Origin of the sequence: Citrobacter sp. Awk 2, assembly GCF_028069815.1 — a bacterium.
GTDB lineage: Bacteria > Pseudomonadota > Gammaproteobacteria > Enterobacterales > Enterobacteriaceae > Citrobacter.
This window is the reverse complement of the sequence record NZ_JANEWL010000008.1, coordinates 24174-45337: the sequence shown is the minus strand read 5'-3', so window position 1 is coordinate 45337 and position 21164 is coordinate 24174. Positions and strand designations below refer to the sequence as shown.

28 protein-coding genes and 3 tRNA genes are annotated in these 21164 nt (G+C 51.2%); 23 read left to right on the top strand and 8 right to left on the bottom strand.

From position 1 onward, the window contains the following. Position 1: 1 nt before the first annotated feature. On the bottom strand, positions 2-226 hold the full coding sequence (locus tag NNO02_RS03970; protein WP_005127733.1) for a DUF2594 family protein: 225 nt from the start codon (positions 224-226) through the stop codon (positions 2-4). 19 nt (positions 227-245) lie between these two features. Then, positions 246-293 carry a hypothetical protein gene (locus NNO02_RS23820; RefSeq protein ID WP_418222342.1) on the bottom strand — a complete coding sequence of 16 codons (48 nt, stop codon included), beginning with the start codon at positions 291-293 and terminating at the stop codon, positions 246-248. 393 nt (positions 294-686) lie between these two features. Between NNO02_RS23820 and uvrY the strand changes: the two genes are divergently transcribed. The 6 genes from uvrY (at position 687) to NNO02_RS03935 (ending at position 4227) form a co-directional block, all read left to right on the top strand. Next, positions 687-1343, top strand: a complete 657-nt coding sequence (uvrY, locus tag NNO02_RS03960; RefSeq protein WP_137381533.1) for a UvrY/SirA/GacA family response regulator transcription factor — start codon at positions 687-689, stop codon at positions 1341-1343. After that, complete coding sequence (gene uvrC, locus NNO02_RS03955; protein WP_271442692.1) at positions 1340-3172, top strand: excinuclease ABC subunit UvrC; 1833 nt, start codon at positions 1340-1342, stop codon at positions 3170-3172. The genes uvrY and uvrC overlap by 4 nt, the downstream gene beginning before the upstream one ends. Positions 3173-3227: 55 nt before the next feature. Continuing rightward, positions 3228-3776: a CDP-diacylglycerol--glycerol-3-phosphate 3-phosphatidyltransferase gene (gene pgsA, locus NNO02_RS03950; protein WP_003030490.1), complete on the top strand. Its 549-nt coding sequence runs from the start codon at positions 3228-3230 to the stop codon at positions 3774-3776. A gap of 151 nt (positions 3777-3927) precedes the next feature. Then, positions 3928-4003: transfer RNA gene (locus NNO02_RS03945), tRNA-Gly, on the top strand. 51 nt (positions 4004-4054) lie between these two features. Beyond that, a tRNA-Cys gene (locus NNO02_RS03940) sits at positions 4055-4128 on the top strand. Positions 4129-4140: 12 nt separating this feature from the next. Further along, a tRNA-Leu gene (locus tag NNO02_RS03935) sits at positions 4141-4227 on the top strand. Between the two features lie 128 nt (positions 4228-4355). On the opposite strand, the gene NNO02_RS03930 is transcribed toward NNO02_RS03935, so the two are convergent. Genes NNO02_RS03930 through NNO02_RS03915 form a run of 4 tightly spaced genes read right to left on the bottom strand, consistent with a single transcriptional unit; the run spans position 4356 to position 7005 of the window. Further along, positions 4356-5363: a phage integrase gene (locus tag NNO02_RS03930; RefSeq protein ID WP_048998564.1), complete on the bottom strand. Its 1008-nt coding sequence runs from the start codon at positions 5361-5363 to the stop codon at positions 4356-4358. Then, a complete protein-coding gene (locus NNO02_RS03925; RefSeq protein WP_048998565.1) occupies positions 5360-5953 on the bottom strand; it encodes a hypothetical protein in 594 nt (197 codons plus the stop codon). The genes NNO02_RS03930 and NNO02_RS03925 overlap by 4 nt, the downstream gene beginning before the upstream one ends. A 17-nt stretch (positions 5954-5970) precedes the next feature. Continuing rightward, a complete protein-coding gene (locus tag NNO02_RS03920; RefSeq protein WP_048998567.1) occupies positions 5971-6603 on the bottom strand; it encodes a membrane protein in 633 nt (210 codons plus the stop codon). Between the two features lie 9 nt (positions 6604-6612). Then, complete coding sequence (locus NNO02_RS03915) at positions 6613-7005, bottom strand: helix-turn-helix domain-containing protein (RefSeq protein WP_101743135.1); 393 nt, start codon at positions 7003-7005, stop codon at positions 6613-6615. A gap of 311 nt (positions 7006-7316) precedes the next feature. Here NNO02_RS03915 and NNO02_RS03910 point away from each other — a divergent pair, with 311 nt between their 5' ends. The 14 genes from NNO02_RS03910 to NNO02_RS03845 all read left to right on the top strand — a co-directional run bounded on the left by NNO02_RS03910 (position 7317) and on the right by NNO02_RS03845 (position 15001). Next, the gene (locus NNO02_RS03910; RefSeq protein ID WP_024142410.1) at positions 7317-7520 is read left to right on the top strand and encodes a hypothetical protein; all 204 of its coding nucleotides are present in this window, start codon (positions 7317-7319) and stop codon (positions 7518-7520) included. A 10-nt stretch (positions 7521-7530) separates the two neighbouring features. Next, on the top strand, positions 7531-7731 hold the full coding sequence (locus NNO02_RS03905; RefSeq protein ID WP_137378553.1) for a DUF4761 family protein: 201 nt from the start codon (positions 7531-7533) through the stop codon (positions 7729-7731). Continuing rightward, positions 7721-7894, top strand: coding sequence for a hypothetical protein (locus NNO02_RS03900; RefSeq protein WP_271454251.1), 174 nt, complete (start codon positions 7721-7723; stop codon positions 7892-7894). Before NNO02_RS03905 ends, NNO02_RS03900 begins: the two co-directional genes overlap by 11 nt. A 12-nt stretch (positions 7895-7906) precedes the next feature. Further along, positions 7907-8134: a phage filamentation protein Fil family protein gene (locus NNO02_RS03895; protein ID WP_271454250.1), complete on the top strand. Its 228-nt coding sequence runs from the start codon at positions 7907-7909 to the stop codon at positions 8132-8134. Between the two features lie 18 nt (positions 8135-8152). Further along, entirely contained in the window at positions 8153-8425 is a 273-nt protein-coding gene (locus NNO02_RS03890; RefSeq protein WP_101743133.1) for a hypothetical protein, read from the top strand. A 69-nt stretch (positions 8426-8494) separates the two neighbouring features. Beyond that, positions 8495-8719, top strand: coding sequence for a hypothetical protein (locus tag NNO02_RS03885; RefSeq protein WP_124021243.1), 225 nt, complete (start codon positions 8495-8497; stop codon positions 8717-8719). Then, complete coding sequence (locus NNO02_RS03880; protein ID WP_271454249.1) at positions 8716-9264, top strand: 3'-5' exonuclease; 549 nt, start codon at positions 8716-8718, stop codon at positions 9262-9264. Before NNO02_RS03885 ends, NNO02_RS03880 begins: the two co-directional genes overlap by 4 nt. An 8-nt stretch (positions 9265-9272) precedes the next feature. Then, positions 9273-10238 (top strand): DNA adenine methylase, encoded by a 966-nt coding sequence (locus tag NNO02_RS03875; RefSeq protein ID WP_271454266.1) that lies wholly within the window; start codon positions 9273-9275, stop codon positions 10236-10238. Continuing rightward, a complete protein-coding gene (locus NNO02_RS03870) occupies positions 10238-10444 on the top strand; it encodes a hypothetical protein (RefSeq protein WP_003835835.1) in 207 nt (68 codons plus the stop codon). Before NNO02_RS03875 ends, NNO02_RS03870 begins: the two co-directional genes overlap by 1 nt. Then, on the top strand, positions 10441-10614 hold the full coding sequence (locus NNO02_RS03865) for a hypothetical protein (RefSeq protein WP_271454248.1): 174 nt from the start codon (positions 10441-10443) through the stop codon (positions 10612-10614). Before NNO02_RS03870 ends, NNO02_RS03865 begins: the two co-directional genes overlap by 4 nt. Before the next feature lie 10 nt (positions 10615-10624). Continuing rightward, complete coding sequence (locus tag NNO02_RS03860) at positions 10625-11173, top strand: AsnC family protein (RefSeq protein ID WP_271454247.1); 549 nt, start codon at positions 10625-10627, stop codon at positions 11171-11173. Then, positions 11170-13809, top strand: coding sequence for a replication endonuclease (locus NNO02_RS03855; RefSeq protein ID WP_271454246.1), 2640 nt, complete (start codon positions 11170-11172; stop codon positions 13807-13809). The genes NNO02_RS03860 and NNO02_RS03855 overlap by 4 nt, the downstream gene beginning before the upstream one ends. Positions 13810-13967: 158 nt before the next feature. Beyond that, on the top strand, positions 13968-14231 hold the full coding sequence (locus tag NNO02_RS03850) for a DUF7415 domain-containing protein (RefSeq protein ID WP_271454245.1): 264 nt from the start codon (positions 13968-13970) through the stop codon (positions 14229-14231). 74 nt (positions 14232-14305) lie between these two features. After that, on the top strand, positions 14306-15001 hold the full coding sequence (locus NNO02_RS03845) for a hypothetical protein (protein WP_023305078.1): 696 nt from the start codon (positions 14306-14308) through the stop codon (positions 14999-15001). 391 nt (positions 15002-15392) lie between these two features. Here NNO02_RS03845 and NNO02_RS03840 read toward each other — a convergent pair whose 3' ends face one another. Further along, the gene (locus NNO02_RS03840; RefSeq protein WP_271454244.1) at positions 15393-16445 is read right to left on the bottom strand and encodes a phage portal protein; all 1053 of its coding nucleotides are present in this window, start codon (positions 16443-16445) and stop codon (positions 15393-15395) included. A 2-nt stretch (positions 16446-16447) separates the two neighbouring features. Further along, on the bottom strand, positions 16448-18169 hold the full coding sequence (locus NNO02_RS03835) for a terminase large subunit domain-containing protein (protein WP_008500365.1): 1722 nt from the start codon (positions 18167-18169) through the stop codon (positions 16448-16450). Between the two features lie 160 nt (positions 18170-18329). Here NNO02_RS03835 and NNO02_RS03830 point away from each other — a divergent pair, with 160 nt between their 5' ends. The 3 genes from NNO02_RS03830 to gpM are packed head-to-tail and all read left to right on the top strand — an operon-like array spanning position 18330 to position 21146. Further along, positions 18330-19163 (top strand): GPO family capsid scaffolding protein, encoded by an 834-nt coding sequence (locus NNO02_RS03830; protein WP_010835070.1) that lies wholly within the window; start codon positions 18330-18332, stop codon positions 19161-19163. 23 nt (positions 19164-19186) lie between these two features. Next, positions 19187-20236, top strand: coding sequence for a phage major capsid protein, P2 family (locus NNO02_RS03825; protein WP_271454243.1), 1050 nt, complete (start codon positions 19187-19189; stop codon positions 20234-20236). 46 nt (positions 20237-20282) lie between these two features. After that, entirely contained in the window at positions 20283-21146 is an 864-nt protein-coding gene (gene gpM, locus NNO02_RS03820) for a phage terminase small subunit (protein ID WP_271454265.1), read from the top strand. Positions 21147-21164 lie beyond the last annotated feature (18 nt).

Here is a 21164-nt window from a genome sequence, read left to right as displayed (position 1 = left end):
ATCACTGACGATAGGCCTGTTTAATTTGTTTAACAGTGCTGGTAAATACCGCGGCCTGTGTTTCGTCCTCAATCAGCGCGATCTGTTTTTCCATTTTAAGAATCACGCGTCCTGCATCGGCTTGTCCCATTGCCTGCAGCATCAGCGTTAACATGGCCTTCAGGCAGGTGACTTCATTAGCCAGTTCTTGATTATTCTCAGCAGTGGAAAAATCAGGCGTACTCATTTATTTTCCTCGTTATGTTTCAATGAAAAAGTGCGATGGCAAACGTCAAGGCGGCGGAGTATACCATAAGCTCGGCTAAAAATATCTGAGGTTGTTTTTTGCGCAAACAAAACCCAATGAGATTAAAATAAACAAGATGTTGCAGTGCATATATTTTCTCCACTCTTTGTTTATTCCGAGTATTTTACTCGTTAATTATTGTTACAAGCTTACCTTCCTATTTAGCATTCGGCGTAAGAATATGAATTTTTTGTCACTATTCTGAAACAGCTATGCAGATATAACCGCTGGCAAAAGCCCTTCAGCCATGAAAGTTTCCACGGTTCGTACAATCTAATTTCCAAAAACGAGAGCAAAATCGAAAGTCGGGTGTTTTTTAGATTTCAAAGTTGAGATAAAACCCGTTAACATAGGACCGATTAACTATCGGTAGCGTTATCCCTATTCTGGAGATATTCCTTTGATCAACGTTTTTCTTGTTGATGACCACGAACTGGTGCGCGCAGGGATACGACGCATTCTGGAAGATATAAAAGGCATTAAAGTTGTCGGCGAGGCGTGCTGCGGCGAAGATGCGGTCAAATGGTGCCGCGCTAACGCCGTCGATGTTGTGCTGATGGACATGAATATGCCCGGTATTGGCGGTCTGGAGGCAACCCGCAAAATTGCGCGTTCCTCGGCTGACATTAAAGTGATCATGTTGACTGTTCATACCGAAAACCCGCTGCCGGCAAAAGTTATGCAGGCGGGAGCCGCGGGCTATCTCAGTAAGGGGGCAGCCCCTCAGGAAGTCGTGAGTGCGATTCGTTCGGTTTTTTCCGGACAGCGCTACATTGCTTCCGATATTGCTCAACAAATGGCGCTTAGCCAGATTGAGCCAGAGAAAACGGAAACCCCGTTTGCCAGTTTGTCTGAACGCGAGTTGCAGATTATGCTGATGATCACCAAAGGCCAGAAGGTCAATGAGATCTCAGAGCAACTGAATCTTAGTCCCAAAACAGTGAACAGCTATCGCTATCGAATGTTCAGTAAATTAAACATTCATGGTGATGTGGAGCTGACTCACCTGGCAATTCGCCATGGCCTGTGTAATGCGGAGACATTAACAAGCCTGTGACCGATCAGTTCGATGCTAAAGCGTTTCTGAAAACTGTGACCAGCCAGCCTGGCGTCTATCGTATGTACGATACCGCCGGGACGGTTATCTATGTCGGTAAAGCGAAAGACCTGAAAAAACGGCTCTCCAGCTATTTCCGCAGCAACCTCGCGTCGCGTAAAACCGAAGCGCTGGTGGCACAAATTCAGCAGATTGATGTCACGGTGACGCACACCGAAACTGAAGCATTATTGCTTGAGCACAATTACATCAAGCTGTATCAACCGCGCTATAACGTATTACTGCGCGATGATAAATCCTATCCCTTTATTTTCCTGAGTGGCGATACCCATCCGCGTCTGGCGACGCATCGCGGTGCGAAGCATGCTAAAGGTGAATACTTTGGACCATTTCCTAACGGTTATGCCGTCCGTGAAACACTGGCGCTGTTGCAGAAAATTTTCCCAATACGTCAGTGTGAAAATAGCGTTTATCGCAACCGTTCACGCCCCTGTTTGCAATATCAGATTGGCCGTTGCCTTGGGCCATGCGTCGCCGGCCTGGTGAGTGAAGAAGAGTACGCGCAGCAGGTTGACTATGTACGCCTGTTTTTATCCGGCAAAGACGATCAGGTGTTAACGCAACTGATCGCCCGGATGGAGAAGGCCAGTCAGAACCTTGAGTTTGAAGAGGCCGCGCGTATCCGCGACCAAATTCAGGCGGTTCGCCGCGTTACTGAAAAACAGTTTGTTTCCAATACTGGCGACGATCTGGATGTCATCGGCGTGGCATTTGATGCCGGGATGGCCTGCGTACATGTATTGTTCATTCGTCAGGGCAAAGTGTTAGGCAGTCGCAGCTATTTTCCTAAAGTGCCCGGGGGAACGGAGCTGGGCGAGGTGGTTGAAACCTTCGTTGGGCAGTTCTATTTACAGGGTAGCCAGGTGCGTACCTTGCCTGGTGAGATCCTGCTCGATTTCAATCTTAGCGATAAGACGCTGTTGGCTGACTCTTTGTCTGAGCTGGCCGGGAGGAAGATTAACGTCCAGACGAAGCCGCGAGGCGATCGCGCCCGATATCTGAAGCTGGCGCGTACTAATGCGGCTACGGCGTTAACCACCAAACTTTCCCAGCAGTCCACGATTACCCAACGTCTGACGGCGCTGGCATCCGTGCTGAAACTGCCTGCGGTGAAACGCATGGAGTGTTTTGACATTAGCCACACGATGGGCGAGCAGACCGTTGCCTCCTGCGTGGTTTTTGACGCTAACGGGCCGCTGCGCGCAGAGTATCGTCGCTATAACATTACGGGTATTACGCCGGGTGATGATTACGCGGCGATGAACCAGGTGCTACGTCGGCGTTACGGTAAGGCAATAGAAGAAAGTAAGATCCCGGATGTTATTTTGATCGACGGTGGTAAAGGCCAGCTAGGGCAGGCGAAAGCTGTTTTTGCTGAACTGGACGTGTCCTGGGATAAGCAGCACCCTCTGTTGCTGGGGGTGGCAAAAGGGGCAGATCGCAAAGCCGGCCTGGAAACTCTGTTCTTTGAACCGGAAGGTGAGGGGTTTAGCCTGCCGCCGGATTCCCCTGCGTTGCACGTGATTCAGCATATCCGCGATGAGTCTCACGATCACGCCATCAGTGGACACCGTAAAAAACGGGCGAAGGTGAAAAGCACCAGCACGCTGGAAACCATCGAAGGCGTTGGACCTAAGCGCCGACAAATGTTGCTGAAATATATGGGGGGTTTGCAAGGGCTTCGTAACGCCAGTGTCGAAGAAATTGCAAAAGTGCCGGGTATTTCGCAAGCTCTGGCAGAAAAGATCTTCTACTCGTTGAAACATTAGGCCCTCTGTAGCAACATAGGGGTAATTTCACTGACAACAGATAGTTATCCGTCATATGCAATTTAATATCCCTACATTGCTCACGCTGTTTCGCGTCATTCTGATCCCATTCTTTGTATTGGCGTTTTATCTGCCATTCACTTGGGCTCCCTTCGTTTGTGCGCTGATTTTCTGTATCGCAGCCGTTACCGACTGGTTTGACGGTTTTCTGGCGCGCCGCTGGAACCAAAGCACACGTTTCGGGGCGTTCCTCGATCCGGTGGCAGATAAGGTCCTGGTGGCTATCGCGATGGTGCTGGTGACGGAGCACTACCACAGCTGGTGGGTGACATTGCCTGCCGCCACGATGATCGCGCGTGAAATTATCATTTCAGCACTGCGTGAATGGATGGCAGAACTTGGCAAGCGTAGTAGCGTGGCGGTGTCGTGGATCGGTAAAGTCAAAACGACATCGCAAATGGCGGCACTGGCATGGCTGCTGTGGCGTCCAAATATCTGGGTAGAGTATGCCGGGATTGCACTTTTCTTTGTCGCCGCGATTCTGACTTTATGGTCAATGTTCCAGTATTTGAGCGCTGCACGGGGAGATTTGCTTGATCAGTGATCGTTTCGCCGCAAATTTCAGCAAACGATCGTCAGTGGTGAAAAATATCGTTGACTCATTGCGTCAGGTAAGTAGAATGCAACGCATCGAACGGCAGCACTGATTGCCAGACGATAACAAAATCAAGTGATTAACAAAGTTACTTGGTGATGCGGGAATAGCTCAGTTGGTAGAGCACGACCTTGCCAAGGTCGGGGTCGCGAGTTCGAGTCTCGTTTCCCGCTCCAAATTTAAAACATCGGCATTTGCGGATGTTTGGCTGAAAGCCAGAAGATTTTGGCGCGTTAGCAAAGCGGTTATGTAGCGGATTGCAAATCCGTCTAGTCCGGTTCGACTCCGGAACGCGCCTCCAATTTCTTCCCGAGCCCGGATGGTGGAATCGGTAGACACAAGGGATTTAAAATCCCTCGGCGTTCGCGCTGTGTGGGTTCAAGTCCCACTCCGGGTACCATGGGAAAGAATAGAATAATCAAAGCAATAAGCAGTGTCGTGAAACCACCTACGGGTGGTTTTTTTGTTTTTGTCGTTTGCCAGTGGCAGCAAAATGGCAGCAGCGTGGCAGCATATTTTTGTGTTTGTCTATTTTGCCTCTTGGCGGTTATCGAACGGGTTAAGTGCTACCGCAGCATCAAGGTGGTTTGGGGCAAAATGTGCATACCTCATTGTCATCATGATCGTGCTGTGCCCGAGAATTTGCTGTAACACCAAAATATTCCCACCTCGCATCATGAAGTGACTCGCGAATGTATGACGTAGTACATGGGTACGCTGTCCTTTGGGTAGCTCTATACCTGCGCGTGCGAGAGCTGCCTTAAAAGCCTCGTATGCGGGTGAGAAGAGGGCACCACGCTTTTTAGGGAGCATCGCCTGTAGTTGTTGTGAAATTGGCACTGTGCGGTTCTTCTTGCTTTTGGTTTGCGTAAACGTCAGACGACCAGGAAGGATTTGAGATTGCTTTAAGTCTTGAGCCTCGCTCCATCGTGCACCGGTCGCCAGACAAATTCGTACGATAATCCCTAAATCTTTATTTGCAGACTGGTCGCATGCTGCAAGCAATCGGTCAATTTCTTCCTCATACAGAAAAGCCAGCTCCTGATCACCTTCTTTGAACTGCCTGATTCCAGACAGCGGGTTATCTCCTTCCCATTCCCCCAGCCGCTTCATTTCCGAGAATACTGCATGCAGGTAAGACTGCTCGCGGTTTACTGTCGCTTCACTCAGCTTCTTCTTGCCTTTCTGATTCCATTCACCACTCAAACGCCGCTCCCGGTATACAGCGAAAGTGTTTTTATCAAAGTGAGAAGCCAATGGATCACCAAGACGTTCGCATATGGCTAGTAACTTCACCTTTCTCTCATCACCAGATGAGAGCGTTTTGCCGTGCATTTCATACCAACGCTCAACAAATGCAGAGAGCGTTACCGCACAGTCATTAATAGCCTGACTGGCGACGCTATTCATGGTGCGACGCTCATAGGAGAGTGCCTCACCTTTAGTTGCAAACTGTTTGCGTATACGCTTGCCATCGCGGCCATATGGGAAACACTGGCAGAGCCATTTGCCTGAGGGAAGTTTCCTTACTGTCATTTTTTAACCTGCTTATAAAATTTAGAAATCCCGACGCCGCCTTGATCATCATAGAGAAATTGCTTGAACACCGAGGACATTTGGCAGGTTTGTGCCTTGTCGAACAAGTCATTGAAGGATTTGGCGCTAGTGAATTTTCGCAGATCTGACAATGCCTGATCTCTTGTTTTGGATAATGTATAAATTGGTGATTTGAGCTGGGTTACGTTTTTAACACCGTTAGTGATACTAATTTCATTAACAGAGGAAGTGACAGTTACTTTATCTGCATCACTGAAAGCAAATGCCCGATAAGTGTTTGAGATAAGGGCTTTTTTAGCCAAGAGATCCTTTACTTCTGTGGACTCATTGGCAAATACTTCAGAGTACACATGAATTTTAAGGGGTTTGCGGCTAATTATCTCCAGATTCCCATCTTCTTCAGTGTAATCGCCAAATAATAAATTAAACTCTGATTCATCTTTTATCTTAGCAGGGCCATTTAAGCAGGTGAGTTCAGGCTGTGTCTGCCGTCGTTTTAAGACTTCCGCTGAAGATGAGAAAGAAGCAATCGCCAGTATGCATAGACAAAAAATAGATTTGCATTTCATGTTGTTCACCAATTTAATTAAAATTTAAAGAGCATGTAGCCAGCCAGCAGCCCAATAGCAAAAAGTAAAAAACATTCCTTTGGATTGGCGGTTACAAAATTGAAAAGTGTGACATTAGTCTTTTGTGGTGTTTCCAGTGGGCTTTCAATTTTCAACTGTTCAAGCCAGCGGGATGCTTCTTGGAGCTGACTCAGAGTGAGATGATTAAGACGGCCAGTACCAAAGTTGAAATGGCAATATCGCAACATTTTTTGCCGCACCGAGGATTCTTCGGTATTTTTTAATAGCAGATGGATGATCGCTCTTCGACTATCAGTTTCCTTGAGACGTTCAAGCATAGATTGCAAGAAACTTACGGCGGTGTGGTACTGGTTAACGGTCATGTCATCTATGCTGGAGACGCCAATTTCAGCATGTAATTTGTGCCAAACTTCGTAGGCTTCAACATTTACGCTCCCATCACAGATTGCAGCTACCAGTCTATTTAGTTCGATGCGCTGAGCCTTCACCATCGGGCGCTCATCCTTCTTTTCGGAAGGTATTGCAATGTTGATAGTGTGGCGCCCGTCAAATCTATCTATTTGAACGCGGTTTTCCGTGAAATCGCGTCCAGCTGTCCGGTTTTGATCTCCAGAGGAATTCACTTCCATACTGCTTCCCTATTTATTGTTTTCGTTGTAATCCCTGCCAGCCACTCGGTTGCCATTTCCTGACACATTTACTGAGTTTGAGACGGAGCTGCCAGCCGTTAAGGCTGCAAATACAGCAGCTTTGACAGCTAATGGGGCGTTTCTGAAATGATTAATTAGATCATGCTCGTCACGGGTTAGTGCAACGCCTCCAGATTCTTGCCCTGTCAAAATGAACTGGACGTTGGCTCCATTCATTGCGAATGAGAGTAAAACATCTCCTCCAGGTACTATTGAGCCCCTCTCATATTTCCCCCATGTTTCCCGTGAAACACCGCATAGAGCCGCAGCTTCAGCCTGACTTAGGGCTAAGCGCTTCCTCTCTGATTTCAGTCTAATTATGCATTGAGATGTAAAGCTCACATTTACCACCTTGACAAAAGAGATCTATAGATCTCATAATGTTTTCCACAGACACTTAGCAGATCACAATATACCACTATGACACAAGCACAAAACACACAGCGGGCGCGTACGCCCAAAAATAGCGTTGCGGGAGGGTCTTTACCGCTACGTCTGTCACCTGAAGAACGCACTGAGATTGAAGCAATGGCAGAAGCTGAATGCCGATCCGCTTCAAATATGGTTCGCATAGTTTTTTTGCGCGGGCTTGAGTGCATGAAATCCACACATTTGCCGCAATCTGGTAACTGATACTAGCGTGTGAGGTAGAAATGACGGGCGTGACCATCAATATGAATGTTGCTGCTCCTTATGTATCTCTCAAGGAGTATTCCAGACTAACCGGCATTCCATTCGATACATGCAGGTTAATGGTTCGCGACGGAAGGATAATTATCAGACCTAAGGAGCTATCAGGGGGCAAGGTAGAAGTAAACATGATAGCCATGCTCAAGGATGCCATCGCAAACAGTTGACAGGAAAACCATGAATCATCTAATCCAACTGAGTCGCCATAGTTATGTATATCGGGGATTCACTATCCACATGTGCCCTAAAAATTCCAGAACAATGCAGCGCGCATACAGCGTACTGAATGACGGGAATTACTTCGGCAGAGACTTTGCATTAGCAGAGGCAATGCGAACCATTGATAAACTAAAAAATGGTGGGAGAAATGAAACTTGAAGTGGCTATCGGGATTTTTATTTTTGCTGTGTTTGTTTTGAGCCTAATTCAGTTCCTGATTAGGTGGCATTGCAATAAAGCGAAGCGACAAAAAGAGAAGCGGCTTTCTGAATTTAAAGCCAGACGCGAAGAAGTAGAACGTAAGTCCCGCAGACAACTGTAGCAGGAACAAGATATGAACGATAACGCTCCATCACTTGCCAGCCTGTTAAGGCAGGGTTGCCAAGTAACACACCATCGCAATACTCGCGGCTGGATCGAGTGCCCTGACGGACGTTTCTTTAAACCAGAACCGAACAAGGTTCGCTTTATTAAAGGTATGAGTAAGCCTTTTGTTTATACGAAAAAGATAAATAAAGGCTTACTTACCACTCTGGCAAGAGCGATCAAAAAACTACTGTAGCGGTAGAAGGAGGCTTACGTGTTTACTGAAGAGAAAACATCGTGGGAACGGGAAATGCTGATTCGCGAAGCGGTGGAGAATGCGGAGAAAGGTTTTACTGTTAATTTAAAAAATGGCGCACGCATTGTTGTAACTCCTGACAGTCCATCAATTGATTTAATTATTTATGGTCTGGAGAAAACAATTCGCGGAAATCATGAACGGGCTCGAATGACCTTTATTGATTTTCTTTATTATTGGCACGAAAGGATATTTAAACAGGTTAAGCGGAAACCACGTCCTAATCACTAGTTAATCAGGTTTGAAAATTAAAGGCATTCATTATGTCGGGCTTCATTTTGCCTTTTTCAGGAGGTTGCCATGTCGGTTAAGTCAATAAAACTGGAGAGTGGAATTAGTGATCCGGACTTTATGGAAATAAACACCAATGCACGGAAAAGCGAACGTGCTCACCTTCTTGGTCTGCTGCGTATTTTTATGAGCCAACTGAAAAAGGAAAGTGCCACTCAGGAAGAAATTCATTTATCAGTCGAGCGGTGGATCAGCAACCGCGAATTAATCATCAGTGAGGATAAAAGCTTATGAACAACATCATGTTAGATATTCGCGCTCTGGGTAAATCTCCAGATTCTCCGGTGTTCGCTATTGAGTGCGTTTTTTTCGAACCATCAACGGGGAAGATTGGCCCGCAATATTACCGTGCAATTGATATCAGAACCGTGGGCGGTATTTACCCTGAAACGGTTTTACAGCTCATGAAGGGGGATGCCGAACAACGTGCTGAGGTTATCAATGCTACCTGTCGAGAGATTGATGCTGTCAGTGGCGTCTGTCGTTTTATCAAAGACAATGCCTCAAAACACGAAAAGCTCATTTGCTGGTCAGCCGGAGACTCCGCAGACGTTACTACGCTCGCGTATGCTCTTTCCCGCCATGGTCTTGGTCCATCATTACCGTATTTCGACATTCGCTACCTATCAACATTGATTCATATCGCTGGCGTTACCGGATACGTCCCGCATCCGCGCCGTTCTACAGCGACTTATATGCTGACAGATGCTGTTTATCGCGCCGAGCAGGTTTGCGAGATCTGGCAGCGCCTGACTTCTCCACACCTCGAATCGTTGTGAGTTTGAAAATGATTAAGTCACCTCTGAAATGGGCGGGTGGAAAAGCTCGCGTTATGCCGCAACTGCTGGAGCATTTGCCAAAAGCTGATTGTCTGATTGAGCCATTCGTTGGTAGCGGAACCGTATTTATGAATACGGAATACCGTCACTATGTGCTTTGCGATAACAATCTGAATCTGATCAACTTCTTCCGTCAACTAACAGGCCGACCAGAGGACACAATTTCTGCCTGTCGCTGGATATTTAGCGGCGGGAATAATGCCGAGGAATTTTATAAGCGGCGAGCTGAATTCAATTCTCTGACCCAAAAAGCGGACTTAGATCCGGATGCTGCGTTGCTTCATGCTGCGTATTTTTTGTACCTGAATCGCCATACGTACAACGGTCTTTATCGCGAAAATCTGAAGGGGGAATTTAACTCGCCCTTTGGAAAATATGCCGAGCCTTACTTCCCTGAAAATGAAATGCGTTTGTTTGCTGAAAAGGCCAATGACACAAAAGCGCTTTTCTATCATGGCGACTTTCGCGATTCAATCCCTGGCACTATGCGGCTGGCGCATGACGCAGTTATTTATTGCGACCCCCCATACATACCGGCCAGCAAAACAGCCAGTTTCACCACCTACGGCAAGCCGTTTACCCTGGATGATCATCGCGCCCTGGTTGCAGCCCTGCTCAATGTTAATCACCAGTATGGTCATCGCGCGGTGATATCCAACAGCGACACGCCTGAAACTCGCGAAATTTATTCCGCCTTCAACCTTCACTCCCTGAGTGTCCGCCGCTCTGTAAGCGCCAAAAGCCGCGATATGGCTGGCGAGGTTATTGGCGTTCTTCGCGTGTGTGATGACTGCGATAGTGCTGGCGGTGGCCGCTGCCCGGATTGTGGACCGGTAATGGGGAATGCAACTTACGGCGAGATGTTTTTAGGCTTCGACCCTGCCAAGGGCTGTGAAACGCAGGAGCCTTTCTGATGACCATCAAAAAGACTCATACGGGCATCGTTATTACCAAAGATGGCCCGCAGCGCAAGAAGTTGCACCAGACGGAATCCATGTGGGTAGTCGGTAAAACAGAGTGCTACCGGAAAGACACTGGCAAACGTCACTTTGCCGAACGTACCCGCCGTCGACTGCTGCTTGATTCAATCGAAGAGATTCGGGAGGTCGCCACCCGATGAACACAGTTGATGCAGTGATCACTCGCGTGCTCGACGTTCGCCCATATCGCCATTTCTGGATCGTGGAGGTGGAGGTGTTGAGTTGGGGCAGGTACAGCAGCACGACCATTATCCGTGATACCGAAAAAGACGCCAGGCAGGTTAAGCCAGGCGCCACCGTGACAATTTAGGGGCCGCGCGATGCATCTGAAACGAAGAGGAACACCAGGAAAAGCACCAAAGCATGTTCGGGCATGGACTCCGGAAGAAGACCAAATGCTTATTTTGCTATATGCGGAATTTAGTGCGGCTGAAGTTGCACGCCAGATAGGAAGGCCTCTTGGTGGTGTTGAGCGTCGTATTACAACACTCAGGAAGAGCAATCCAGGTCTCCTGGCAAAGCAGCGACCATTCACTTTGGAAGAAGAACATTTCATACGGCAGAACTGTAAAACAATGACGGTTGAACAGGTGGCTGAGTCTCTTCACCGGAAGCGTGGAGATGTGATCCAAAAAGCACTGCGTATGAAGATCAGTTTTTTTAAATGTGGGGATGCGCATCACAGCACTCGTATTTCAGATGCTGATGTACAGCTAATCAGGGAATTACGGGATGACGAACATGGAGCGAGACTGACGTTTGCCGAGATCGCAGAAAAATTCGACATAACTGAGCATGCAGCATGGCGGATTTATAATTACCGCCTTACGGCTGCTGACTGTGTTTCCCGTGAGCTGGTATCTAAATGAGCGATTCCATCCCACTGACATGGGAATGGAACGCCAAAAGGCAAGCAGTTAATCCATCCCTGGTTGAAGAGTCAGCGATCGAATACATCACTCCAAAAGGCGAACGCAAGGCGCTCGCCTATGGTGATCTGGTTGATGCTGTCTACCGTGCTCCTATGCGCCCGCGCGAGGGCGATGCGCGTGAAGCATTTGATCGCAATGGCCGCGCTAACTACCTCCGCCGCCGGGTGCAGACGCTCCCGGCGTTTATCCGTAAGCGCTTCTCGCAGCACCTTGAAAACCTCGAACGCAACAAGCCAAAAGACGTTGTGCGCTGGCTGTTTGGTACGTTTGAGCGCCATGTGTTACGCCGTGTTGATGCGGTTAATGCGCAATACCTTCCACAAAGTACACTCCCAGCGATCCTTCTCCCACTGCGCGATGACTTCCACCTGTTGCCATGGGCAGACAAAAAACGCCTGAAAAGACTGGCGTATAAGCTTGCGAATCTGATGAAAAGCGAGTTTATGCGCGAGTTTGATTTTCAGTACGAACAAACATCCGATCTCGAGTTTTCGTCGATTTACTCATACGGGGCTGTAGCGAGCAAGGCGGCGACGCTCAATATTGCCATCCCTGGATGGGCGCGTTATTGCGATGAAGAGCTGGACGCCGATGAGGCGCTGCGTGCCGCTGGCAGACTTCATTCCGAAAAATGGTGGCTTAACAAAATCCGCCGTATCCATGACTGCTGGCGCGAACATCTTATGATCGCGACCGGCTATGTCAGCAAAGTGGCTTCACCATATTGCTCTGATCCATGCTTCAGGGAATGGGTTGCGCAGAAAAAAGCGAACTTCGAATTCCTTCAGGCGATGGAGCTGGAAGACCAGGACACCGGCGAGCGCAGCTCATTACTGGATAAGGTGATGGGTAGTGTTTCCAACCCGAAGATCGCGCGGCATGAGCTGATGGTGCGCATGCGCGGGTTTGAGGATATGGCGAATGAAATGGGGCTGGTTGGCATGTTCTACACGCTGACAGCGCCGTCGCGTTACCACTCAACGCATGTCCAGTCAGGCAGACGAAACGATAAGTACCAGCACGCCAGCCCGCGTCAGACGCAAAAATACCTTTGCAAAGTCTGGGCGCGCGTCAGAGCCAAATGGAGTCGCGAAGGTATCCGCACGTTTGGTTTTCGTGTTGCAGAGCCACACCACGATGGAACCCCTCACTGGCACCTGTTGCTCTTCCTCCGTCCTGAGGAGGTGGAGTATGCAACTGCCATTTTCCGTAAGCATGCCATGAGAGAAGACGGGCAGGAGCCGGGGGCACAGGAGCACCGCTTTACCGTTAAGCCAATCGACGAGCAATTTGGCTCGGCGACGGGCTACATCGCCAAATACATTTCCAAAAATATCGACGGCTACGGCATGGATGGTGAGCTTGATCTTGAGTCAGGCCAGCCTGTCAGGGATATGGCAAAGCGCGTGCGTGCCTGGGCTTCACGCTGGAATATCCGCCAGTTTCAGCAGATTGGCGGCGCGCCGGTGACCACCTGGCGGGAGCTGCGCCGGTTAGGTGACCGTGAGCTGGTATTGCATCCGGAGCTGGAAGCGGCACGCGCCGCAGCCGATGCGCCAGACTGGCCGGGATATACCAACGCTCAGGGCGGACCATTTGTCGCGCGCGATTGCCTGCGCGTTCGGCTTAACTATGAATTCACCGAAAACGGCAATGATTATGGTGACACGGTCGCCAAAATTACTGGCGTTTATTGCCCTTATACGGGCAGCGAATCAGTCATTTTCACCCGCACCACCGATTACAAGATTGTGCCGAAGCGTAAGCCGTCGCCGGTCGAGATTTTGACCTTAGAAGGCCGCGCAGCGGCCCCTCGGAGTTCTGTCAATAACTGTACGGGGCGCTCCGGAACGGACGAAAAACCACCGTTAAAAGTGGCGGTGCCAGCTGGTACCACACCGTCAAAACCGGCGATGCATGCCGGTTTTGATCACCCGGACAGTCAAATGACAGAACTTCCGCTGAATATCGAAGATTTGCGCCGATATTCACGCCAGCAGCGGCAGGAAATCACCAGCAGACTGAAAAACTTTGGCCGCGAAAGCTCAGATCAGGCCTTCGAGCGTACCGCGCGCGGCTTGCGCACGTCTATTGATGATGAAACTGCGTTGACGTGGGGGCCAAAAGTGGCCGCTGCGAAAGATATGAGCCTGACACCGGAAGAGGCAGAACAGCGTTGGCGCGAACAGCTGCGGGCCGAAGCCGAGCGGCGCGCGAATAACTACGCCGCAGCTGTTGCGGAATACCAGAAGAAAAAAGCCGGGGCCGCACTGCAACAAGCGCAACAAAAAGAAGCATCACAGAAGAACAGCATCCCCGAAGAGCTGATCAACAGTATCGGCGCGCAGCTGCGTAGCTGTCGGATATTCGTCAGTGATGACGTTGTTCGGTCAATAGCCTCCGGTGCCAGCGTTCGCCACGGTGGAGGGATGCTGGCGGCTGACGGTGGCCGGTTACGTGAAGTAAGGGCATGGCGCGCAGGTGAGAAAGATAAATCAACTTCTGAATATGTGGCGGTGTGTGACCTGGTCACGCGCTGGAAGAAGGCAGTTAAACGGAAAAATGAGAGGTAAAAATGAAGCACTCAGACACCAGAAAAACGAAGACAGCAAACAGGGCGCAGAGAAGGAAAAACAAGAGCAAGGGCAGAGCGAAAGCCATCGTTTACAAGTCCAGACAGGTGGGGCCGTCTTATTGGCAAGGCACTGAAGGGAAGAGACCTGCGCTAGTGATGCCAGCTATCCCAGCAGGGCGTGAAAAAATCTGCGGCTGCGACTGGTTGGACTGGAATGAGCTGTCAGCGCTAGGTCTTATTGTCCGCATTAACACTGAAATCCTTCATCCGCTTGGACTGGCGATTTTCCGTGATCCGGCTTCCGGCATCTCAGCGGGAGCCATGATTGCGCCAGATGGTAAATGGGAGTATGCGCCCGATGTTATTGAAGGGCTGCGAGTAAGGCTCTCCGATTACTCCGGCAAATACGGTCACTTTTGACGGTGCTGGCGATTCTATCGAGCGCCGTCATTTCTGGCGGTGCTGCAGGTTTGTTTTTTTGGAGCAAGAAAGTTATGAGCTATCTGGGAAGTAAAGCGGCGAGTGGGGTTTATCAAAAGATTATTGCTGAAATGCCTCCGCATGATACCTACATTGAAACGCACCTGGGCAGTGGTGCGGTAATGTTTTACAAGCCACTCGCAGCCAGGACGATTGGAATTGATGTTGATGAAAGTGCTTTTAAGTTAACCCGAAATCGCTGGTCAGAGATGGGGGAAACTCCGCCTCTGTTGCACCTGTATCACGGTGATGCTGTAGGGTTTCTGGAAAGAGAAGACTTTACTCGACATGGCCGCGTGCTGGTCTATTCCGATCCTCCCTATCTGCCAGAAACGCGCACCAGCCGCGCCCGCTACCGTCATGAATATACCGTTGCCGATCATGAGCGTCTGTTAGCCTGCCTGATGAGTCTGCCGGAGAACGTCAGCGTTATCCTTTCTGGCTATCCGTCGCAGCTTTATGACGAAACGTTAGTGGGCTGGCGCAGCAAAGAATTTCAGGCAATGACGCGCGGCGGGGTGAGGACGGAGAAAATCTGGATGAACTACCAGGAGGGGCGCGCTTATTCGCATACTTTTGCAGGCAAAAATTACAATGATCGCTATCGAATCAAGCGAAAAGCGCAGCGCTGGAAGGAAAAATTTGCAGCGTTACCGCCTGCCGAGCGCCTGGCGATCATGGTGGCGCTCGGCGAGGTTGATCAGGTGTAAAAATGGGGCCGCGTGGATGCAAAAAGTTGCACAAATTTGCACAATTTTTGAAACAACATTTTTTCCATGCCGCCCCAGCGCTGGCGGGGCCTGGGCGGCCTGCACAAAGTGCACAAAAAGAGGTCGGTTTAGCGCGCAGGCGAGGCGGGGGAGCAAGCGCGCGCAAAGGGGGGCAGGCAGGGGGGCATATCCTTCGCCATTCGCCGCCTGCTGGGCGCTCATGTTGATGGTTGAGCGAAGCGGCAGCACGAGAGAAGTCGCGCCAGAAGCCCGCAGGCTGCGTCTGGTAGGGGGAGTGATTTATTTGTGTTTCGTGAGTGTCTGATATGGCCGGAAATGATGGTGCTGCGGGTGGTACCGCACCGCCAGAAATGACGATGCGGCAAGGAGATCACTTCGTGGGTTCAAGCAATGCGTAAGGGTTGAAGCGAATCACCTCCTCACCCAGCCAGTCGTTAACATGCTTCATGGCTTCCATGTAGGGTGTCAGCTCGTTGACGGCGAACACGCGGGCCGCTTTCTCAATATCACCGAATGAACCGTTCCCTTCCGGAATGGCGCCCATCAGTTGCGGCGGTACCCGGTGCGCTGCCAGCATGTCATCGCGGGTGGAAGACTTCACCCCTACAAACTCATCCTTAGCCGATATCTGGCTGAATGGCAGTATTTGCACGGAGTCTTTGCCGCCGTTAGGTGCGTGCAGAAGGATGTTCTTAAACGCACCGCCGCGCCGGGTATCCGTCAGCGTCTTTTTGAGCTTATCAAGGCTCTCTTGGTCGGCCATCGCGCTGTTAACGTAGACGATGCAGCCAGCGTGTGAGCCGTTGTCGTAGTAGAGCTTTCTGAACTTGTCTGCAGAATGGGCCAGATTTGCAGACAGCAGGCCAGCGAAATACTCAGGCATGCCGTATATTTCCTGGTGAATATCCGGGCTGAGAACGTGGCATACCGAGCCCGTTGAAAACATGTGATCCTGTAGCCCGGCCTGAATAAACCAGTAAGTGTCCAGGTCAGAACCACGGCGTGTGTATTTCGCCAGCGAGTGACGAAAGCCAAAGGAACCACCAAGCCGGTTTTTTCGCATCTCAAGATAACCATTCCCGAAGACAAACCAGTCCAGCGCGAAGGCGGAGAACACCTGGCGGGAAAGAAGTTTGTGCGGGACAAAGCATCCGGCAAGGACGTTGCGCTTGAAATAAAGCGCCGACTGGTGCCAGCTCGCATAGCCAAACTGACGGGCGAGGCCATACCAGTCAATGGGGGGTTCGTAGTATCGCCCGTTGTCTGCGCAATACATGTTATCAAGCAGGTCGCTGGCACCACTCACCGGCCATGGACCGTCGAAGGTGAATGAGTTCAGCTCCGGTGACGCTTTCAGTGAGGCGGCGAGATCTGCCTGCTCCCTGGCATACTTCCTGCCGCGTGTGGGTCTTTGTTTGCTCAAGGTTAATACTCCGTAACTGTCATACTGCTGCCGCCTTCTTGTCCCAGCGGTTCGTTAATGGTGGCAAGCATCGTCGCCCATGCGAGATCGCCATGACTGACGCCGCGAGAGCGGTCCGTGTCGTAAGTGACAACACCGCCAGGGGTAACGATCTTGCGGACAGAGTTGAATGCACCAACCAGGTCAAGCTCACCACGATCAAACTCCCAGCGCCCGCCACGAATCAGCTGTTGCATCTTCAGCACGAGCATTCGTTTGCTGGACGGTGAGAACTGGTAACAAACCGCTGCCGGGAAATGCTTTTTAACCAGCTGATAAACCGCTTCACCAATACCGGTACCATCGATCCCAATGTGCTGCACGTTGTACCGGGTGAGCATGCCGATAATTAGATTGGCCTGCTCTTCGAACTCCATCCCTCGTATGCGTAGTGTCTCAATCGTGCGGAACTTGCCGCCGGGCACCATCGGCACAGCGTTAACGGATATGGCTCCACTGTCCCCCTTGCCGCTGGCGCCGTTCGGGTCATAGCCAATCCAGACGGGACGATCAGCCATGGGGCGGGCCGCATATGGCCGCCAGTCGGGCCAGTCGTCATAACCATCAGCGCCGCATGCCAGTAGCCTGTTATAGTCAAAGGCGCTTTCACCGCTTTTGATGAACTGGCATCCGTACAGGTTGTCGTATTCCTCCGGGCTGTTCTCTTCCCGGATTTCGTCGATATCAGTCAGATCCCATCCATGGTCGATAGCATCCTGCAACGTGACAATCTGCCTCCAGATCTTGTCCGGGCACATCAGGCCGCTGTTAAGCGTTTTCCAGGATGTATCAAATTCAATGCGCTTGCCATGGCTGCGACCTTTGTTAAATGCTTCACCTGTCCAGAATGGATAAGCCTCATGGCTTTCTGCTGAAGGGGTGGAGAAATAGGTACGCGTTAGACCTTTTAGCGTTGCCATGGCGCCCGCGACTTTTTTCAGGTTGGCAAACTGGCCTACCCAAAAGAATTCGTCGAAATACAGGTTGCCCGTGTATGACTGAGCGGTAGCCGCTGACGTGCCAAGAAAATGCAGCTCGGCGCCGTTGAACAGCTGGATCATGTCGCCGCCCTTAAGCTCTACATCTACTTCTTCAGCGGCCGAGCGAATGAAACTTCGAAACTGGTACGCCTGGCGGCGGCTTGCCGATAAAAAGATTTGGTTGCGCTGATGCTTATATTTCACATCCTCAGACAGGGCGCGCACCAGAGCTTCACGTGCGAAATACCACGTCGCGCCAACCTGACGGCTTTTCAGGATCATGCGGTTGCGCCAGTGGTGATTGTCATACCACCCTTTCTGGTGCCAGTGCAGAGAACCGAGAATGTTCTCCCGCAGCGCGGCAATCTGCGACTCTGAGAAATAGTTTTGTTTTTTGCGGATCTTTTTCTTCGGCTGGGTGGCTGCTGTGCCGTTATCCAGCTTTTTCAACTGACGGGTGAGCAGGTCAATCTCTTTGAAATCACCGCCGGTCTTTTTGTCTTTGCCAGTGAGCTGAATTAGCCTGGCATCAATGGATGTTGTCACGCGCTGGATCGGCGGTGTGGCGTCCCATTCATCTCGCTTTTTCCATGAGTAAACCGTGTTCTGGTTGATCCCCATCAGGCGTGCGATCTCTGCTGGCGGGTAGCCCTGCCAGTAAAGCTGTCGTGCACGCTGCATGATGAATGCTTCTTCAATCGCCATTAATCCTCCTCGCTTCCTGCCGGGGAGATTAACCCGCGCGCGCGTACCCTTGCGCTCGCTTTAGGTTGTGGTGCTCCGCTCACAACAACAACGCGTTGAGGGGGGATGCGTCCCCCTGCCATCATCTCCGGGAACTCAGAAAACAAGCGAGTAAACGAACATGGCAGGCACAGCAAAACCACGTAAGAAGTTTCGCGTGGCCGTCTCCGGAAATACCGTTGACGGGCGCGAAATTCAACCGCAGCACCTTCGCGATGCAGCAGCAAATTACAACCCTGAGGTGTATGGCGCGCGGGTCAACATTGAGCACTATCTCTCTATGTTCCCGAATAGCGATTTTGGGGCGATGGGGGATGTGGTAGCCCTCAGCACCGAAGACATCACCGAAGGTGCACTGGCGGGGCGCACCGCGCTTTATGCCGAAATCGAACCATCCGAGCGCATGGTGCAGATGACCGACAAAGGGCAAAAAGTCTATTCCAGTATTGAGCTGCATCCGCAGTTTGCCCTCAACGGCAAAGCCTATGTTGTCGGGCTGGCAATGACCGATACCCCGGCGAGCCTGGGTACTGAGCGTCTTAAATTTGCCTCACAGCAGCGTGCATCGGTGATGGCCTTCAATAACCAGCAGGGTGAGGCGCCGATGTTCACCGAAGCGCTTGAAGCAGAGGTGATCGAGCTGACCGCCCAGCGCAGCGATGAAGGTGCTAAGTGGTTTAATCGCGTGATGAGCATTATTGGCAAAGGTCAGAAAACGGACGATCAGCGCTTCAGTCAGATGCATCAGGTCGTTGAGGCCGTGGCGCAATCGCAATCCGAGCAAATTGATCGCTTCAGTGCCGCAGAGCAGGAGCGCCAGGAGGATAAGGCCGCTATCCAGAAGCTGACCACTGAGCTTGCGGAGCTGCGCCAGAAGCTGGTGAGCACTGAAGCTTCCTTCAGTCAGCGACCACCTGCGAACGGCGGCGCCAACGCGCAGCTGGCTGATTACTGATATCCACTACGAGAGCAGAAAACATGGAAAACAATACCCGCCAGCTGTTTGATCAGTACGTTGCGCAACAGGCGCGATTAAACGGCGTATCGACTGCGGCAGTCGCTGCGAAATTTGCGGTAGACCCTGCGCGTCAACAGCGCATGGAGCAGGCCGCACAGGAGAGTGATTCTTTCCTGAGCAAAATTAACGTGTTTGGCGTTAACCAGCAGATTGGTCAGAAAGTGCTGATTGGCAGCAAAGGCCCGATGGCTGGCGTTAACAACAGCACCACCAACCGTCGTAATCCAGGGGCTAACCATTCAATGGAGCCGTTTGATTACATGTGCCGCAAGGTCAACTACGACTACGGGATCAGCTATGAACAGCTTGATGCCTGGGCGCATATGCCGGAATTCCAGCCCCTGATCAGCAAGGCGATGGCTCGCCAGATGTCACTTGACCGCATCATGATTGGTTTCAACGGCACAAAATACAGCGATCCATCAGACCGCGCGGCTAACCCGCTGTTGCAGGATTGTGGCATTGGCTGGCTGGAGAAAATCCGTACCGAAGCCTCACATCGCGTGATTTCCGGCGTCACGATCACCTCCCGTGATGAAGATAACAAGGTTATTGCGAAAGGGACTTACGGCAACCTGGGCGCGGCGGTGTACGACGCCAAAAACAGCCTGATGGATGAGTGGCACAAACGTAATCCTGACAACGTGGTGATCCTGGCGGGCGACCTGTTGACCACCGGCAACTTCCCGGCGATTAACGCCATGAGCCAGACCAACCCGAACACCGAAATGCTGGCCGGTCAGCTGATTGTCGCGCAGGAACGTGTCGGCAATATGCCGACCTTTATCGCGCCGTACTTCCCGGTCAATGGCGTACTGATCACGCCATTTAAAAACCTGTCCGTGTACTACCAGCGCGGTGGAATGCGCAGGACGATCAAGGAAGAGCCGGAATACAACCGTATTGCGACCTATCAGTCATCGAATGATGACTTTGTGATCGAGGACTACGGCAACGTCGCATTCATTGACGGCATTACCTTTGCCGAGGCGCCGGAAGGTGGCGCATAACCGCACACTGGCGGGCTTAGGCCCGCCGTTCATCGGGGAAGAAACAATGCTGACACCGGCACAACGACATTTTCAACGCGTCATGGCTGAGCGCCATGGCAAGGCAGATGATCTGTCAGAAACGGCGCGTACTGCGCACGAGCAAATTCTGCACCGCATGCGTATGGATATGAGTGCTCTGAAGAAAATTCAGGGCGAACAGGCAAAAGCCGCGCTTAAACGCCAGCTGCTACCCAATTACGAGGGGTGGATTGAAGGGACGCTGGAGGGAGACAGCGGGCGACAGGATGAAGTGATCACGCGCCTGATGATTTGGGCGATTGATATTCGGGATTATCCGCTGGCCGTACGCATCGGGCGGTATGTCATCGCGCACAACCTGGCAATGCCAGACCGGTTTAACCGCACGGCAGCGACAGCACTGGTCGATGAGATTTGCGATCCCATTCTGGTGCAGGTCAAGGCGGATGACAGCACTGATGTTAAGCCATATCTGGCGGTGCTCGATGAGGTCCAGGAGATCACTGAAAACAGCGATATGCCAGACGTCGTCCGGGCCAAGCTGTATAAAGCCCGCGCTTTTGCTTTGTGCAACGGCACTGCGGATGAACAGGCGACTGCGCTTGAGCTGTTGCGCCGCGCGCTGAATCTCGACTCCGGCGCCGGGGTGAAAAAGCTGATCGATAAGCTTGCCCGACAGGTAAAAAAAGCCTCTGCGGAAAATGCATCAGGCAGTGAGGGGGCAGACCAGAGCGGAGGCGAAGAGGGCAATAATCAGGCTGCAGCAACGCCGGAAGTGACGGTGCCAGATGCCAAAAAGCCAGCCGCCAAAAACAACCCCGGAAGCACAACACGTAAAACGGCGGCCCGCAAAACAACGACGAAAAAGCCCACCGCCGATAAAAAATAACCGACTTGCGCCCCGTGC